Origin of the sequence: Pseudomonas sp. P4795 (genome assembly GCF_048822895.1) — a bacterium.
Taxonomy (GTDB): Bacteria; Pseudomonadota; Gammaproteobacteria; order Pseudomonadales; family Pseudomonadaceae; genus Aquipseudomonas.
In genome coordinates this window covers 149461-164317 of the sequence record NZ_JBMFBT010000001.1, presented here as the reverse complement: position 1 = coordinate 164317, position 14857 = coordinate 149461, and the positions used below count along the sequence as shown (strand labels likewise).

Sequence of the window (14857 nt, the reverse complement as noted above, 5' to 3'; positions counted from 1 at the left end):
TCAGAGCTGGTAGCCGTAGGATTTGATCACCGCAGCGGCTTTCGGGCCTTTGAGGTATTCAACCAGTGCCTTGGCGGCAGCGTTGTCTTTGCCTTTGGTGAGGATTACCGCGTCCTGTTTGATCGGATCATGCATGCTCGCCGGAACGATCCACGCCGAACCGCTGGTGACTTTACCGTCCTTGTAGATCTGCGACAGAGCAACGAAGCCCAGCTCGGCATTGCCGGTGGAAACGAATTGGTAAGCCTGAGTGATGTTCTGGCCTTCGACGATTTTGGCTTTGCTCGCTTCGGTCAGTTTGAGTTTCTCCAGCACTTGGGTCGCAGCCAGGCCATAAGGCGCGGCTTTCGGATTGGCAATGGACAGATGTCGGTACTCATTTTTCTTCAGGACTTCGCCTTCGGAGTCGACGTAACCGTCCTTGGCCGACCACAGCGCCAGCGTGCCGATGGCGTAGGTGAAGCGCGAGCCCTTTACGGTGTCGCCTTCTTTTTCGAGTTTTTCCGGCGTGGTGTCATCTGCCGAGAGGAACACTTCGAACGGCGCGCCGTTTTTGATCTGGGTGTAGAACTGTCCAGTAGCGCCGTAGGCTGCGACCAGTTTGTGCCCGGTGTCTTTTTCGAAATCGGCAGCGATGGCCTGGATCGGTGCGGTGAAGTTTGCTGCGACAGCGACTTGTACTTCATCGGCCTGAGCGCTACCGAAAGCGCAGAGCGCGATCAGGGACGCCAGGCAACCAGGGGCAAAACGTGAGGCACGAATGGTCATGAAACGGCTCCGCTGCGAGGGCTAAAACGCTATATAGCGAAATATATAGCGAAACGCCGTCAGACGGGAAGTGCTGGATAGTTGCGGCAATTCAGCGAGTCAGTTTTTCCCGGGCGCCTTCGGCCAACTGCCGGGTGAGTTCAGCGCTGCTGGTGTCTTTGCCCAAAGGAAACGCCTGACCGGCCCAGAGGTTGCTGAAATCCGCTTCATCCTTGGCTCGCAGAGGCAACAAAGCGCCACCCGCCAGAGGGAAGGCCGGGGCAGAGGATGACATCGGCCCAATCTCACGCATCACCCGATTGAGAATCCCGCGTGCCGGGCGGCCGGTAAACAGATTGGTGATCGCGGTCTGGCTTTCCTTGGCGGTGCGCAAGGCTTTGTGATGCGCAGCGCTGACTTTTGCTTCGTGGGCAAACAGGTACGCGGTGCCTACCTGCGCCGCCGACGCGCCAAGCATGAATGCCGCTGCGACCCCGCGCGCATCAGCAATCGCTCCCGCCGCAATCACCGGTAGGCTGACGGCATCGACGATCTGTGGCACCAAGGCAAAAATGCCGACCTGGGTGCTCAGGTCATCGCTGAGGAACATCCCGCGATGGCCGCCAGCCTCGTAACCCATCGCGATGATAGCGTCGCAGCCATTCTGCTCGAGCCAGATTGCTTCATCGACCGTGGTCGCCGAGGACAGGATTTTTGCGCCGGTGGCCTTGACCCGATCCAGCAGCGATTTCTCTGGCAGGCCGAAGTGAAAGCTCACCACTTGCGGGCGAAACTCTTCCAGCACTTCACAGGCCGCGGCGTCGAATGGTGCGCGGTTGGAAACCGGTGTGGGTGCGTCGAAATCCAAGCCAAGTTCGCGGTAGTAGGGCTCCAGCAGATTCTTCCAGTCCCGCGCTCGTTGCTCATCGGCAACTGGTGACTGATGGCAGAAGAAGTTCACGTTGAAGGGATTGTTTGTGCCTTGGCGGATGGTTTTCAGTTCCTCGCGCAATTGCTCGATGCTGAGCATCGCTGCTGGCATCGAACCCAATCCGCCGGCGTTGCACACCGCAATCACCATCGAAGAATTGGTGGCGCCGGCCATTGGCCCCTGGATGATCGGCAACTCGATACCGAGTAGATCGAGAATGCGAGTATCTGGCCATTGGCTCATTGAATTTCTCCGACGTCGAAACAGGGCAGGGGCGCTAGAGCGGTTTTTTAACGCAATCAGTCCTGCATGACCAGCCGAGATTTGCAGCCTGCCCGTGATGACATTTTTCTTGGAGGGGGCGAGGGCGTCAATCGCTGACAGCAGATTCGCGGGCCAGCAACTCACGCTTGCGCTCCACGCCCCAGCGATAGCCGGAAAGATTGCCATCGCTGCGGACTACGCGGTGGCAAGGGATCGCCACGGCGAGGTGGTTGGCCCCGCACGCCTGAGCAACCGCGCGCATGGATTTTGGCGCGCCGATACGCTGCGCAATGTCGGCGTAGCTGGCAGTGCTGCCCACCGGGATTTCGCGCAAGGCTTGCCAGACGCGCTCCTGAAAGGCTGTGCCGCGCACATCCAGCGGCAGATCGAGGCCGATGGCGGGTGCTTCGATGAAGCCGACGACTTGGGCGATCAGTTGCTCGAACTCGCGGTCTGCGCCGATCAGATTGGCGCGGCGGAATCTATCCTGCAGGTCGCAGACCAGTTGATGCGGATCGTCGCCCAACAGAATTGCGCAGACTCCGCGCGCGCTCTGCGCCACCAGTATCGCCCCCAGCGAGCACTGCCCGACGGCAAACCGAATGTCATTGTTTTGCCCGGCTGCGCGGTAATCGCCGGGTTTCATCCCGAGCAGTTGGTCAGCGGCCTCATAAAAGCGGCTGTTGGAATTGAAGCCAGCCTCGTACAGCGCGTCAGTCACCGAGCCGCCATCGGTCAGGCGTTCGCGCACTCGCCGCGAGCGATGAGCCGCCGCGTAACCCTTGGGCGTCAGGCCGGTGGCAGCTTTGAACACACGATGGAAATGGAAAGGGCTCAATCCTGCAACGTGTGCAAGGTCATTCAACGCCGGCAGCGCTTCAGAGGTTTCGATCTGTCGGCACGCCGCTGCAACCTTCGCGGCATGTTGGGCCAGCACTTCAGTCTGATCCCTGCTCGCGCGCTTGCTCGGGCGAAAACCTGCGGCTTCCGCATCTTGTGCTGTATCGAAAAACACCACGTTCTGCGGTTTCGGCAAACGCGCCAGACTGCTCGGGCGGCAATACACACCGGTGGTTTTCACCGCGTAGACGAATTGGCTATCGGCTTGCGCATCTCGCGCTACGACAGCGGCCCAGCGTGGGTCGGCTTCGGTGGCTGGCGTGGTGGTAGGCGTTTTCATGATGGAGAGTCCGTTGACCTGTTTGATGCAGGTTAACCAGCCGCAGTTGTCGCAACACTCCGACCCTTGCGGTCAAACTTTGCAGGATTACCCGGCGCTGCGAAAGGTCAGATTGATCCGTTGTTCACCCAGGCGCGGATGCTGCCCGGGCTTGATCGGCAATACGCCGTGATAACGCAAGCGATCAACCCCGCCCCAGATCACCATGTCGCCGTGTAAAAGTGGAATGCGCTGAGGCTTGTCGCTGCGTTCAAAACCGCCGAACAGGAACATCGCTGGAAGCCCGAGTGATAGCGAGACGATTGGAGCAGCGTAGGCCTTTTCGTCTTTGTCTTGATGCAAAGACATTTTGGCACCGGGAACATAGCGATTGATCAGGCAGGAGTCCGGCGTGAAATCGGCAAATCCCGCATGTGTCGCAGCTGCTCGGGCGAGACTGCAAAAGACCTCGGGCATCCTTGGCCAAGGTTGCCCGGTCGCCGGATCCACTGAAGAATAGCGATACCCGCTACGGTCAGTGATCCAGCCCAGCGCGCCACAACTGCTGGTGGCCACCGACATGCTGAATCCGCCGGGAGTAACCATATGGCGCAGCGCAGCACTTGCGAGAACGACGTCAAGCGCCAGCAGCAACGTATCCATATCGGGCAAGGCAAAACCACGCAACACCCACGATTGCTCGCCAATCTGTTCAGCGCGCGGCGGCTGAGTGGATTCGGTGTCGGCAAACAGATCGAAGGTGGTTTGCATGATTGGGTACGCGTTACAGCGCCTTGCTGACGCTGATCTCGCTGATCACGTCGTCGCTCTGGCCATGCAAGGCATCCAGGGCGGCTTTGGCTTCTTCCGGGGTGCCGTTTTCCAGCTGGGCGAACTCGAAACGGCGCTCGCCGTTGAGTTTGTATTTGATGACGTATTTGGTCGTTTGGGCCACGGTCATGCTTACCTGTCTGCGTTGGCGGGCGGCTCAGCTGAGTTTGGTGCTGGAGCGGCGGATGACTTTGATCGAGTGTGTCAATGTCGGCTTTTTCGTCACGCTGATTGCACGGCGATTTACGGTGTCGATGGTGATGTTCCAGAAACCGGTGCTTGGCGCCGTAATGCGGGCCGGGAACGTGTCGAACGCGCCGCCATGATAGGTGTGACGGCCGCCGTTCTTGAAGCTGCGGAAGTTGGCGTCGTTCATCAGACGGATGTTGCAGGTTTGCGAGCATTGAATGACGACGATATCGTCTTCGTTGAGGTGTTCGCGCTGGTGAATAAATTTCATGTGCGCCTCCAGAAGGGCTTTTTCTACAAAATCAAAACGATAGCAGGGCAATTTTGCCGCAGTTTATCAGTCCGGACAGGTTATTATCCGGCCGTCGGGCGCCGCTTTGACAATTTAAAACAGTTATTCGCGATTCGTTGCGCGTTAAATGCAGTACGCCCGGAGAAAAACAGCATTCGTGCTGTCGGAGGGTCTTTATGGAGATTTTGTATGAAGTGGGGTGTTGTGTGTCTGCCGTTGGTTTTGGCAATGGGTGGTTGTGCGAACGTTTCAGAGATCAATGAAACGTTGCCCACCGTGAACGTCATTTCCGGCAAGAAGCCCCATGAGTATGCGCAGTGCCTGGAAGACAAGCTGGCCAACAGCCGCGGTGCCTTGCAGATGGAAGCGCACAAAGACGGTGTCCGGGTCATTGTTCCAGGCAAGCTCGCGTCGGGTCCGGCGGCGTTATTTGACATTGACGACCGCTCCGGCGGCAGCAGCATCAAGCTGCACGAGCGCATGTCCAACGTTCCGATGCGCCCGCGCGATGTGCGCAATGCCGCCACGGCGTGCATCTCCGGCTGATAGAATGTCGGCGGTCAGCATCAATGCCGCCCAAGTCACGCTTGGGCGGCATTGTCATATCTGGAGATACGCATGAAGCGCGAGCAAGTACGGGAACGGCATGCAGAAGGCCTTGTTTCTGCCACCCACGTTATCCAGAACCCTGCCAATTCGGGCGAATGGATCGTGTTTTTCAAGACAAGCGCCGGGCGCAGCTACTTTTTGGTGGACGATAACGACGAAGTCGAATCTTTCGCCCGGCTCGATGACTTGATCGAAGTCGTCCGTGGCCTGGGAATCAAATTCGCCGAAATCCACATGTAAGGCTTACTTGCAGACCACCACCACGCTGCGGTTCTTGTAGTTGCCGACGTCTACCCCAAGGGTCTTGTCGCTTTCTTTGGGGGCTGGTGTGCCGTCAGTGCCAACGATGTTGTAGCCGGTGCCCGCGCAAGAGGCGTCGGCTTTCTCGTAGCAGGTGGCCCAGGAGTTGGCCTCGCCAGAGCAATCGATGCTCAGACCTTGCTGGCCGTTGTTCAGGTAGGTGGTCTGCGAAGTGGCGCAGCCGCCCAGGGTCAGCAAAGCAATCATGGGCAGCATGCTGGTGAAAGTGTGAGTGTTCATGGCGTTTTCGTCTTCGAGAGGAGGGGGCTAGACGCTATGACAGCGCCGAAATGAAAAGGTTATAGCGATTGGCCATATCTGTGTAGATAGCCACAAAAAAGCCCTGCGCGCTGGCAGGGCTTTGATGTTGGGGCTGATCAGTCCTGATCTTTACCGCGGCGCTTCGGTGCGGGAGGCGTGTAATCAAGCACCGAGGCTACTTCAATAGCCATCGCTTCGGTGGGCAACGGCCCGGACACGTCTTCACCGTTCGTGGCGGTGATATGCCACTGGCCATCTTTTCCCTTGTCGACGGTGTATCCATTGATGATCTTTGCTGCGGACATCTATCTGCCTCGTTGAAATCGTTCAAAGGCGCCATGATACCGGCAAATGCTCGCCACGGCTGCTTATAAGCGTAGGGTAAATCGGTTCGCCGGCGTCATTGAGCTACTCTGCTCTGACCGTCTCGACGTTGCGACGGAACTAACGGCGAGAATATTTCTCTATGTTGACATCGGTTAGCCAGTGCGGGGCATTGTAAGGTGCACGCCGCCTGATTAGACTGCGCCGAAACTCGTACACACAGCCCTTTCAAGGACTTTTATGATCAAGAAATGCTTGTTCCCAGCAGCCGGTTACGGTACTCGCTTCCTCCCAGCGACTAAGGCCATGCCTAAAGAAATGCTGCCGGTGGTAAACAAGCCACTGATCCAGTACGGCGTTGAAGAAGCTCTGGACGCTGGCCTGACCGAAATTTCCATCGTTACCGGTCGTGGCAAGCGCGCACTGGAAGACCACTTCGACATCAGCTACGAGCTGGAAAACCAGATCAAAGGTACCGACAAAGAGAAATACCTGGTTGGTATCCGCAAACTGTTGGACGAGTGCTCGTTCTCCTACACCCGTCAGACCGAAATGAAAGGCCTCGGCCACGCGATCCTGACCGGTCGCCCGCTGATCGGTGACGAACCGTTCGCGGTAGTGCTGGCGGACGACTTGTGCGTCAACCTCGAAGGCGACGGTGTCCTGACCCAGATGGTCAAGCTGTACGAACAGTACCGCTGCACCATCATTGCGATCCAGGAAGTCGATCCGCAGGAAACCAACAAGTACGGCGTTATCGCCGGCGAATTGATTGCTGACGACCTGTACCGTGTGCGCAACATGGTTGAGAAACCAGCTCCGGAAGATGCACCGTCGAACCTGGCGATCATCGGTCGCTACATCCTGACCCCGGACATCTTCGAACTGATCAAGCAAACCGAGCCAGGCAAAGGCGGCGAGATCCAGATCACCGACGCCCTGATGAAGCAGGCGAAAAACGGTTGCGTGATTGCCTACAAATTCAAAGGCAAGCGCTTCGACTGCGGTGGTGCTGAGGGTTACATCGAGGCGACCAACTTCTGCTTCGAGAACTTCTATAAGACGGGTAAGGCTTACTGATCAGGCCTGATTCCTTGTAGGAACATTCCCAATTCCCGCTATTGCGCGGAGTGAAGGAAACGCAAACGCCCCGACATGTTCGGGGCGTTTGCGTTTCTGCGGGTCGGCAATCTGACAAGGCCTTCGCAACCAGCGTGATAACCAGCGCCATGACAAAGATACGGCAGGAAACAATTGTTCGATTGAGTTGAGGTGTGGCGAAGCTTTAAAAGTGATGCGCTCTCAACGATCAGGAATCCAAATTTTAAAGGTGAGCTGCTTGAGCATTCCGCACGGACGCGGGTAGGAAATTTTCTCGGCCGATTTTAGATCGCGCCCAAGATAATCACTGATCTACAAGGAATTTTTGATGGCATTGCTTAATAACGCGACGTCTCGCCGTCTTCGAACAAGACGTTGGGCAGGGCTTGCTGTGCTGATGTTGCCAGTGCTGCTGGTGACCGTTGATAACACCGTACTCGGTTTCGCATTGCCCAAAATCGCCGAAGCCTTGCGCCCGACTGCCAGCCAGCAGTTGTGGATGATCGATGCCTATTCACTGGTTCTTGCAGGGCTGTTGGTGTCAATGGGTAGCCTGGGTGATCGGGTGGGGCACCGTAAGTTACTGCTTGTCGGGTCGCTCGGGTTTGCGGTGGTCTCGGTGCTGACCGCGTATTCCGAAACGGCCATGCAGCTGATTATCGGGCGGGCTTGTATGGGGATTTTCGGCGCGATGCTGATGCCTTCCACGCTGGCATTGATACGTTCGGTATTTGAGGATCGAGAAGAGCGCAGACTGGCAGTAGCGATCTGGGCAACGACATTGACCGTCGGCTCGGCACTGGGGCCTTTGGTGGGAGGGGTGTTGCTGCAGTTCTTTGATTGGGGCGCAATTTTTCTGTTGGCGGTGCCCGTCTTGATTCCATTGTTGGTGTTGGGGCCGCTGTTGCTCCCGGAGTCGGAGCGTGACGCTTCGGGCCCGCTGGATCCGGTGAGCATCCTTCAGTCAATGGTTGCTCTTGGAAGTATCGTTTACGGCATCAAGCATGGCGCCAGTGACGGTATCGACGCGGTGGTGCTGAGCACCTTTTTGATCGGTTTGTTGGCGGGCGGGATGTTCGTGCGTCGGCAGTTGCGTCTTACTGTACCCCTCATCGACATGACCCTGTTCCGGATCGGCACTTTCAGCGGGTCTGTTCTGATCAACCTGATGAGTCTTGCGTTTCTCGTCGGCTTTGTTTTCTTCACGACTCAGTTCTTGCAGATTGTCCTTCAGATGTCCCCCCTGAGTGCAAGCCTGGCATTGGTGCCGGGGCAGATCATGGCGATCATTGTCGGGATGGCGGTGGTGCCGGTCGCGCAGCGTATGCCTGTGCATGTACTGATACCGCTCCTGATGGCCTTCGCTGGTGCGGCGTTTTTGCTGGTGGCCAGTATGGGCAGCAGTCTCGCGGTGTTGGTAGCGGCGTTTGCATTGTTGAATATCGGAGTGGGCGCTATTGCGACGGTGTCCAATGACGTGATTTTGTCGGCCGCGCCTCCGGCAAAGGCAGGTGCAGCTTCCGCCATCAGCGAAACGGCCTATGAAGTGGGCGTGGTGTTGGGGACGACTCTTCTCGGCGGCTTGGTCACGGCCTACTATCGTACTGGCCTGCAGCTTCCAGCGTTTTTGAGTGATATTCAGGCGACGCTGGCAAGTGAAACGCTGTCGGGCGCTCATCATGTGGCGGCCGGTTTGGCGGGTGATCAGGCGCTACAGTTGATGCAACAAGCAGGAGGTGCACTTGAGGGCGGAATCGAATTGGTTTCGTGGGTCGCGTTTAGCCTGGCGCTTCTGGCGATTCTGATCGCTTGGCGTACGTTGCGGTTGCCAAAAGTTGAACCAGCAGAATGTCATTGATCAAAAGCTGAAGGTAAGACACCTCGGTGTTGCTGATTCACATTCTGTAGAGGCTTGCTCAATAAGCGTCTGCAGGTATGCTGATCCCCTGCCGAGGAGATAGAAATGGCCTACGATTTTGACCTTTATGTGATTGGCGCCGGTTCTGGCGGTGTGCGCGCTGCGCGGTTTGCTGCCGGTTTCGGTGCGAAAGTGGCGGTGGCCGAGAGCCGTTATCTGGGGGGTACTTGCGTCAATGTCGGCTGCGTGCCGAAAAAACTGTTGGTGTACGGCGCGCATTTCGCCGAAGACTTTGAGCAATCCTCGGGTTTCGGCTGGACACTGGGTGAAGCCAAATTCGATTGGGCGACGCTGATCGCTAACAAGGATCGCGAGATCAATCGCCTGAACGGGATTTATCGCAATCTGCTGGTCAACAGCGGCGTGACCTTGCATGAAGCGCACGCGAAAATTGTTGGCCCGCATGAAGTCGAGGTCAACGGTGAGCGTTTTACTGCGAAAAACATTCTGATTGCCACCGGTGGCTGGCCGCAGATTCCGGAAATTCCGGGGCATGAGCACGCGATCAGTTCGAATCAGGCGTTTTTCCTCAAAGAACTGCCGAAGCGCGTATTGGTAGTTGGCGGCGGTTACATCGCGGTCGAGTTTGCCGGGATTTTCCACGGTTTGGGCGCGAACACCACGCTGCTGTATCGCGGCGATCTGTTCTTGCGCGGCTTCGACGGCGCCGTGCGCAAGCATTTGTACGAAGAGCTGACCAAGCGTGGCATGGATCTGCAATTCAACGCGGACATTGCGCGTATCGACAAGCAGGCCGACGGCACCCTCAAGGCCACGCTCAAGGATGGCCGTGTGCTGGAAGCGGACTGCATTTTCTACGCGACTGGTCGCCGTCCGATGCTCGACAACCTTGGGCTGGAAAACACCGATGTTGCGCTGGACGACAAAGGCTTTATCAAAGTCGATGAGCAATACCAGACCACCGAGCCATCGATCCTGGCGCTGGGTGATGTGATCGGTCGTGTGCAGTTGACGCCGGTTGCCTTGGCGGAAGGCATGGCTGTAGCGCGTCGTCTGTTCAAGCCGGAGCAGTACCGTCCAGTGGATTACAAAATGATCCCGACGGCGGTGTTCAGCCTGCCGAACATCGGCACGGTCGGTTTGACCGAAGAAGAAGCGCGCGATGCCGGTCACGATGTGGTGATCTACGAAAGCCGCTTCCGGCCGATGAAGCTGACTCTGACTGAATGCCAGGAACGCACGCTGATGAAACTGGTGGTCGATGGCAAGACCGAAAAGGTCTTGGGTTGCCACATGGTCGGCCCGGATGCCGGTGAAATCGTGCAAGGGCTGGCGATTGCCTTGAAGGCTGGCGCGACCAAGCGTGACTTCGACGAAACCATCGGGGTACACCCGACGGCCGCCGAAGAATTTGTCACCATGCGTACGCCGGTCGGCGCTTAAGCGTCTTTCGACCCAGCTGCGTCTGCCGCTGCCGCAACGGTAGCGGCCAGACGCAAGCTGTCATCCAGACTGGCCTGAACCTTGGCCAAATCCTTTTCCAGTGATTGATTGAGCTGCGTCTGCTCGTCGACATTTTGTTTGAGTGTCTGGCTTTCCAGCAAGGCAACGCGCAAGCGTTCCTGGAGGAGGGTGCGCTCGCCGTCGACGCGAGTGGCTTGCTCGAGCAATTGATCCTGGCGCTGATTGCTGTGCTTGAGCTGATCCTGCAAAAGACTCAGTTCGCGCAGCGTGCCGCGGTTTTCCGTCAGCAGCCGCTCGTTGTCACGGTGCAACTGAGTGATTTCGTCCTGGCGTACCAGTGCGCTTTGCTGGGACTGGCGCAACTCCATCTGCAATTGCTGCACCTGTCCTTCGTGACGACTCTGTTCCTGCTCGCGCTGTTCCTTGCTGGCGTTGCGATAGTGCTCAAGCGCATCGCGAGCGTGCAGGTGTTTTTCTTCCAGGGAGCGGATCTGCTCGTCCTTGTCCTGCAATCGCAATTCGAAATCTGCCAGCGCCTGGTTCAAACCGGCGTTGCGGGTTTGTTCGGTCTGCAACATTGAACGGGTGTTGTTCAGTGTCTCGGATTCGCGGGCGAGGGCGGCGGCCTGGATTTCGTGTTGCTGCTCCAACTGCGTATGAGCCTGGCGAGCCTGATTGAGTTCGGTTTCCAGTGTCTTGCGTTGTTCTTCGTACTGCTCGCGGGCCTGATCGATAGGCTCTTGCGCCTGCTCTTTCAGGCGCTGCGCAAGACGTGAGACCAGTGCTGCCAGCTCGTCATCGATCGGTTCTGCTGAGGCTTCCGCAGGTTCGCGGCCGTCATCCAGCTCCTTCAAATAACGATGAATCGTGGTTTTCGAGCCAGTGTTGCCCATTTCGATGCGTACAGCGTCGATGCTTGGGTGTTCGCCGCGAGCCAGAATCGCTGTGCGCGCGATCTGAACCACTGCTTTGTTTATGCCGCCACGGGCCATGATCACTCCTACGGTTTTGTACTGTGGTACGTACCACTAAAGTACGCAGTGTACCATGCTGAATATAAAGTTAAATGCTGGCCAATTGTCAGGCGGGATATACTGGTATTACCCCATGTGATGCGCTGTAATCAATTTTCAGCCTCCAAATCAGTACGCCAGCGAGAAATCAGCCCATGAGCGATCTGGATCGCTATCTGCAAGCCGCCACCCGCGACAACACGCGCCGTAGCTATCGCGCGGCCATCGAACACTTCGAAGTCAGTTGGGGTGGGTTTCTGCCGGCCACGGCTGATAGCGTGGCGCGGTATCTGGTAGCGCATGCGGGCGTGCTGTCGATCAATACGCTCAAGTTGCGTTTGTCGGCGCTGGCGCAGTGGCACAACAGTCAGGGGTTTGCTGATCCGACCAAGGCGCCGGTCGTGCGTAAAGTCTTCAAGGGGATTCGCGCGCTGCACCCGGCGCAGGAAAAGCAGGCCGAGCCGCTGCAACTGCGCGATCTTCAACTGGTTGTGGAATGGCTTGAGAAGGAAATCGAGGAAGCGAGAGAAAACCATGATCAACCTTCGCTGCTCAGAGCCTGCAGAGACAGGGCGCTGATTCTGCTGGGCTTCTGGCGCGGCTTTCGCAGCGATGAACTGTGCCGCTTGCAGATCGAGCATGTGCAGGCGCACGCGGGCAGCGGCATCACTTTGTATCTGCCGCGGAGCAAGGGCGACCGGGAAAATCTCGGCCAGACCTACCAAACACCTGCACTGCTCAAGCTGTGTCCGGTTCAGGCCTACATCGAATGGATGACCGAAGCAGCACTGGTGCGGGGCCCGGTATTTCGTGGTGTCGACCGCTGGGGCAATCTGAGCGAGGAGGGCTTGCACGCCAACAGCGTGATCCCTTTATTGCGCCAAGCGCTGGAGCGTGCCGGAATTGCTGCCGAGCAGTACACCAGCCATTCCTTGCGTCGCGGTTTCGCGACCTGGGCGCATCAAAGTGGCTGGGATCTGAAATCGTTGATGAGTTATGTCGGCTGGAAGGATATGAAGTCGGCAATGCGCTATGTTGAAGCCAGCCCATTCCAAGGGATGGTTCGGGTTACGGAAAAACCGCTGTCGCCGTAGATATCGTTTTCTTCTATTAATAGTGTTCTCTAATAGCGAAAACCAATCAGCAGCATCAGGTTTGCCAATGAGCCATCCGTCGAGTGAGTGGGTAGGATTCACCCCATCAACTTCTCAACCCTGACGGAGAGTCATCAATGCCTATCATCAACAGCCAAGTAAAACCGTTCAAAGCTACCGCGTTCAAAAACGGCGACTTCGTACAAGTCTCGGACGCTGACCTGAAAGGCAAATGGTCCGTAGTGTTCTTCTACCCAGCCGACTTCACCTTCGTTTGCCCAACCGAGCTGGAAGACCTGGCTGACAACTACGCTGAATTCAAGAAACTCGGCGTTGAAATCTACAGCGTTTCCACCGACACCCACTTTGCTCACGCTGCCTGGCACAACACCTCGCCAGCCATCGGCAAAATCCAGTACACCATGATCGGCGACCCGACTCAGGTCATCTCCCGCAACTTCGACGTACTGATCGAAGAAGCTGGACTGGCTGACCGTGGCACCTTCGTGATCAACCCTGAAGGCCAGATCAAAATCGTTGAACTGAACGATGGCGGCGTTGGCCGTGACGCTTCCGAGCTGCTGCGCAAAATCAAGGCTGCTCAGTACGTCGCTGCTCACCCAGGCGAAGTTTGCCCGGCCAAGTGGAAAGAAGGCGAGGCCACTCTGGCTCCGTCGCTGGACCTGGTCGGCAAGATCTAAGTCTGTGACACGCAACTCAGGGCGGACTTCCGCACCTACTCAGTAAGCTACACCGCCCTGTAAAACGCCCGGGCGAGATTCGCTCGGGCGTTTTTTTTCGCCTCAAATAAAGTCAGGAGATCGCCCGTATGTTGGACGCCAATCTTAAAGCCCAGTTGAAATCGTACCTGGAACGGGTCACCCAACCGATCGAGATCGTTGCTTCGCTCGACGACGGTGCGAAATCCCGTGAAATGCTCGACCTGCTGAAAGACGTTGCCAGTCTTTCCAGCCAGATTACTTTGATCGACAGCGGCGACGATGCACGCAAGCCGTCGTTCTCGATCAATCGCCCCGGTGCCGATATCAGCCTGCGTTTCGCTGGCATTCCGATGGGCCACGAATTCACTTCATTGGTGCTGGCCCTGCTGCAAGTCGGCGGCCACCCATCGAAGGCCAGCGCTGAAGTGATCGAGCAGATTCGCTCGCTCAAAGGCGAATTCAACTTCGAAACTTACTTTTCGCTGTCGTGCCAGAACTGCCCGGACGTGGTCCAGGCGCTGAACCTGATGGCAGTGCTCAACCCGAACATCCGTCACGTCGCTATCGATGGCGCGCTGTTCCAGGACGAAGTCAACGATCGCAAGATTATGGCTGTGCCGAGCCTGTACTTGAACGGCGAGAACTTTGGTCAGGGCCGGATGGGCCTGGAAGAAATCCTCGCCAAACTCGACACCGGCGCCATCGAGCGTCAGGCCGAGAAAATCAGCGGCAAAGCAGCGTTTGACGTGTTGGTTGTCGGCGGTGGCCCGGCCGGTGCTTCGGCAGCAATCTATGCCGCACGCAAAGGCATTCGCACTGGCGTCGCGGCCGAGCGTTTTGGTGGTCAGGTGCTGGACACCATGGCCATCGAGAACTTCATTTCCGTGCAGGAAACCGAAGGTCCGAAACTCGCAACTGCACTGGAAGAACACGTCAAACAATACGACGTCGATATCATGAACCTGCAACGCGCCGACAAGCTGATCCCGGGCAAAAACGGCGAGCTGCATGAAGTGCATTTCGCCAGCGGCGCGACCCTCAAGGCCAAGAGCGTAATTCTGGCTACCGGTGCGCGCTGGCGTGAAATGAACGTGCCGGGCGAGCAACAATACCGCAACAAAGGCGTGGCGTACTGCCCGCACTGCGATGGTCCGCTGTTCAAAGGCAAGCGTGTAGCGGTGATCGGCGGCGGTAACTCCGGCGTTGAAGCGGCTATCGATCTGGCCGGCATCGTTGCCCATGTGACCCTGCTTGAGTTCGACGTGCAACTGCGTGCCGACGCGGTACTGCAACGCAAGCTGCACAGCCTGCCGAACGTCACCGTGATCACCAGTGCGCAGACCACTGAAGTCACTGGCAACGGTGAGAAGGTCAACGGTCTGGTTTACAAGGATCGTCAGTCTGACGAACTGCGCACAGTCGAGCTGGAAGGGATCTTCGTGCAGATTGGTTTGCTGCCGAACACCGACTGGCTCAAAGGCACCATCGAGCTGTCGCCGCGCGGTGAGATCATTGTCGATAACCGTGGCGAGACGTCGATTCCGGGCATCTTCGCTGCCGGTGACGTGACCACCGTGCCGTACAAGCAGATCGTGATTGCGGTGGGCGAGGGCGCCAAGGCTTCGCTGAGCGCGTTCGATCACCTGATCCGTACCTCGGCTCCGGCTTAAACGGCAG

17 protein-coding genes are annotated in these 14857 nt (G+C 57.4%); 8 read left to right on the top strand and 9 right to left on the bottom strand.

Annotation, left to right across the window (positions count from 1 at the left end; translation table 11 throughout):
• The 6 genes from modA to ACOI8A_RS00665 form a co-directional block, all read right to left on the bottom strand.
• Positions 1 to 768, bottom strand: a complete 768-nt coding sequence (modA, locus tag ACOI8A_RS00690) for a molybdate ABC transporter substrate-binding protein (protein WP_420649108.1) — start codon at positions 766 to 768, stop codon at positions 1 to 3.
• Positions 769 to 859: 91 nt separating this feature from the next.
• A complete protein-coding gene (locus tag ACOI8A_RS00685) occupies positions 860 to 1921 on the bottom strand; it encodes an NAD(P)H-dependent flavin oxidoreductase (protein ID WP_420649107.1) in 1062 nt (353 codons plus the stop codon).
• 127 nt (positions 1922 to 2048) lie between these two features.
• On the bottom strand, positions 2049 to 3122 hold the full coding sequence (gene ada, locus ACOI8A_RS00680; protein ID WP_420649106.1) for a bifunctional DNA-binding transcriptional regulator/O6-methylguanine-DNA methyltransferase Ada: 1074 nt from the start codon (positions 3120 to 3122) through the stop codon (positions 2049 to 2051).
• Positions 3123 to 3209: 87 nt separating this feature from the next.
• Positions 3210 to 3872 carry a DNA oxidative demethylase AlkB gene (gene alkB / locus ACOI8A_RS00675; protein WP_420649105.1) on the bottom strand — a complete coding sequence of 221 codons (663 nt, stop codon included), beginning with the start codon at positions 3870 to 3872 and terminating at the stop codon, positions 3210 to 3212.
• Between the two features lie 13 nt (positions 3873 to 3885).
• Complete coding sequence (locus ACOI8A_RS00670; RefSeq protein ID WP_420649104.1) at positions 3886 to 4062, bottom strand: hypothetical protein; 177 nt, start codon at positions 4060 to 4062, stop codon at positions 3886 to 3888.
• 27 nt (positions 4063 to 4089) lie between these two features.
• Complete coding sequence (locus tag ACOI8A_RS00665) at positions 4090 to 4392, bottom strand: DUF1883 domain-containing protein (RefSeq protein WP_420649103.1); 303 nt, start codon at positions 4390 to 4392, stop codon at positions 4090 to 4092.
• A gap of 210 nt (positions 4393 to 4602) precedes the next feature.
• Here ACOI8A_RS00665 and ACOI8A_RS00660 point away from each other — a divergent pair, with 210 nt between their 5' ends.
• Together ACOI8A_RS00660 and ACOI8A_RS00655 are read left to right on the top strand one after the other, a co-directional pair.
• Complete coding sequence (locus ACOI8A_RS00660; protein ID WP_420649213.1) at positions 4603 to 4959, top strand: hypothetical protein; 357 nt, start codon at positions 4603 to 4605, stop codon at positions 4957 to 4959.
• A gap of 72 nt (positions 4960 to 5031) precedes the next feature.
• Positions 5032 to 5262 carry a hypothetical protein gene (locus ACOI8A_RS00655; RefSeq protein ID WP_420649102.1) on the top strand — a complete coding sequence of 77 codons (231 nt, stop codon included), beginning with the start codon at positions 5032 to 5034 and terminating at the stop codon, positions 5260 to 5262.
• A 3-nt stretch (positions 5263 to 5265) separates the two neighbouring features.
• Here ACOI8A_RS00655 and ACOI8A_RS00650 read toward each other — a convergent pair whose 3' ends face one another.
• Together ACOI8A_RS00650 and ACOI8A_RS00645 are read right to left on the bottom strand one after the other, a co-directional pair.
• A complete protein-coding gene (locus ACOI8A_RS00650; RefSeq protein ID WP_420649101.1) occupies positions 5266 to 5562 on the bottom strand; it encodes a hypothetical protein in 297 nt (98 codons plus the stop codon).
• 137 nt (positions 5563 to 5699) lie between these two features.
• On the bottom strand, positions 5700 to 5888 hold the full coding sequence (locus ACOI8A_RS00645; protein ID WP_420649100.1) for a hypothetical protein: 189 nt from the start codon (positions 5886 to 5888) through the stop codon (positions 5700 to 5702).
• A gap of 259 nt (positions 5889 to 6147) precedes the next feature.
• Between ACOI8A_RS00645 and galU the strand changes: the two genes are divergently transcribed.
• The 3 genes from galU to gorA all read left to right on the top strand — a co-directional run bounded on the left by galU (position 6148) and on the right by gorA (position 10330).
• Positions 6148 to 6987, top strand: coding sequence for a UTP--glucose-1-phosphate uridylyltransferase GalU (gene galU, locus ACOI8A_RS00640; protein WP_420649099.1), 840 nt, complete (start codon positions 6148 to 6150; stop codon positions 6985 to 6987).
• Positions 6988 to 7336: 349 nt separating this feature from the next.
• Entirely contained in the window at positions 7337 to 8866 is a 1530-nt protein-coding gene (locus tag ACOI8A_RS00635) for an MFS transporter (RefSeq protein WP_420649098.1), read from the top strand.
• Positions 8867 to 8971: 105 nt separating this feature from the next.
• Entirely contained in the window at positions 8972 to 10330 is a 1359-nt protein-coding gene (gorA, locus tag ACOI8A_RS00630) for a glutathione-disulfide reductase (RefSeq protein ID WP_420649097.1), read from the top strand.
• Here gorA and ACOI8A_RS00625 read toward each other — a convergent pair.
• Entirely contained in the window at positions 10327 to 11343 is a 1017-nt protein-coding gene (locus tag ACOI8A_RS00625) for a DNA-binding protein (protein WP_420649096.1), read from the bottom strand. The genes gorA and ACOI8A_RS00625 overlap by 4 nt on opposite strands.
• A 176-nt stretch (positions 11344 to 11519) precedes the next feature.
• Between ACOI8A_RS00625 and ACOI8A_RS00620 the strand changes: the two genes are divergently transcribed.
• The 3 genes from ACOI8A_RS00620 (at position 11520) to ahpF (ending at position 14850) form a co-directional block, all read left to right on the top strand.
• Positions 11520 to 12458, top strand: a complete 939-nt coding sequence (locus tag ACOI8A_RS00620; RefSeq protein ID WP_420649095.1) for a site-specific integrase — start codon at positions 11520 to 11522, stop codon at positions 12456 to 12458.
• 137 nt (positions 12459 to 12595) lie between these two features.
• Positions 12596 to 13159 (top strand): alkyl hydroperoxide reductase subunit C, encoded by a 564-nt coding sequence (gene ahpC, locus ACOI8A_RS00615; RefSeq protein WP_420649094.1) that lies wholly within the window; start codon positions 12596 to 12598, stop codon positions 13157 to 13159.
• Positions 13160 to 13287: 128 nt separating this feature from the next.
• Entirely contained in the window at positions 13288 to 14850 is a 1563-nt protein-coding gene (gene ahpF, locus ACOI8A_RS00610) for an alkyl hydroperoxide reductase subunit F (protein WP_420649093.1), read from the top strand.
• Positions 14851 to 14857 lie beyond the last annotated feature (7 nt).

What these genes read in the sequence shown, in the direction of transcription:
- modA (WP_420649108.1), bottom strand. Translation starts at nt 768, where the DNA reads ATGACCATTCGTGCCTCACGTTTTGCCCCTGGTTGCCTGGCGTCCCTG.
- ACOI8A_RS00685 (WP_420649107.1), bottom strand. Translation starts at nt 1,921, where the DNA reads ATGAGCCAATGGCCAGATACTCGCATTCTCGATCTACTCGGTATCGAG.
- ada (WP_420649106.1), bottom strand. Translation starts at nt 3,122, where the DNA reads ATGAAAACGCCTACCACCACGCCAGCCACCGAAGCCGACCCACGCTGG.
- alkB (WP_420649105.1), bottom strand. Translation starts at nt 3,872, where the DNA reads ATGCAAACCACCTTCGATCTGTTTGCCGACACCGAATCCACTCAGCCG.
- ACOI8A_RS00670 (WP_420649104.1), bottom strand. Translation starts at nt 4,062, where the DNA reads ATGACCGTGGCCCAAACGACCAAATACGTCATCAAATACAAACTCAAC.
- ACOI8A_RS00665 (WP_420649103.1), bottom strand. Translation starts at nt 4,392, where the DNA reads ATGAAATTTATTCACCAGCGCGAACACCTCAACGAAGACGATATCGTC.
- ACOI8A_RS00660 (WP_420649213.1), top strand. Translation starts at nt 4,603, where the DNA reads ATGAAGTGGGGTGTTGTGTGTCTGCCGTTGGTTTTGGCAATGGGTGGT.
- ACOI8A_RS00655 (WP_420649102.1), top strand. Translation starts at nt 5,032, where the DNA reads ATGAAGCGCGAGCAAGTACGGGAACGGCATGCAGAAGGCCTTGTTTCT.
- ACOI8A_RS00650 (WP_420649101.1), bottom strand. Translation starts at nt 5,562, where the DNA reads ATGAACACTCACACTTTCACCAGCATGCTGCCCATGATTGCTTTGCTG.
- ACOI8A_RS00645 (WP_420649100.1), bottom strand. Translation starts at nt 5,888, where the DNA reads ATGTCCGCAGCAAAGATCATCAATGGATACACCGTCGACAAGGGAAAA.
- galU (WP_420649099.1), top strand. Translation starts at nt 6,148, where the DNA reads ATGATCAAGAAATGCTTGTTCCCAGCAGCCGGTTACGGTACTCGCTTC.
- ACOI8A_RS00635 (WP_420649098.1), top strand. Translation starts at nt 7,337, where the DNA reads ATGGCATTGCTTAATAACGCGACGTCTCGCCGTCTTCGAACAAGACGT.
- gorA (WP_420649097.1), top strand. Translation starts at nt 8,972, where the DNA reads ATGGCCTACGATTTTGACCTTTATGTGATTGGCGCCGGTTCTGGCGGT.
- ACOI8A_RS00625 (WP_420649096.1), bottom strand. Translation starts at nt 11,343, where the DNA reads ATGGCCCGTGGCGGCATAAACAAAGCAGTGGTTCAGATCGCGCGCACA.
- ACOI8A_RS00620 (WP_420649095.1), top strand. Translation starts at nt 11,520, where the DNA reads ATGAGCGATCTGGATCGCTATCTGCAAGCCGCCACCCGCGACAACACG.
- ahpC (WP_420649094.1), top strand. Translation starts at nt 12,596, where the DNA reads ATGCCTATCATCAACAGCCAAGTAAAACCGTTCAAAGCTACCGCGTTC.
- ahpF (WP_420649093.1), top strand. Translation starts at nt 13,288, where the DNA reads ATGTTGGACGCCAATCTTAAAGCCCAGTTGAAATCGTACCTGGAACGG.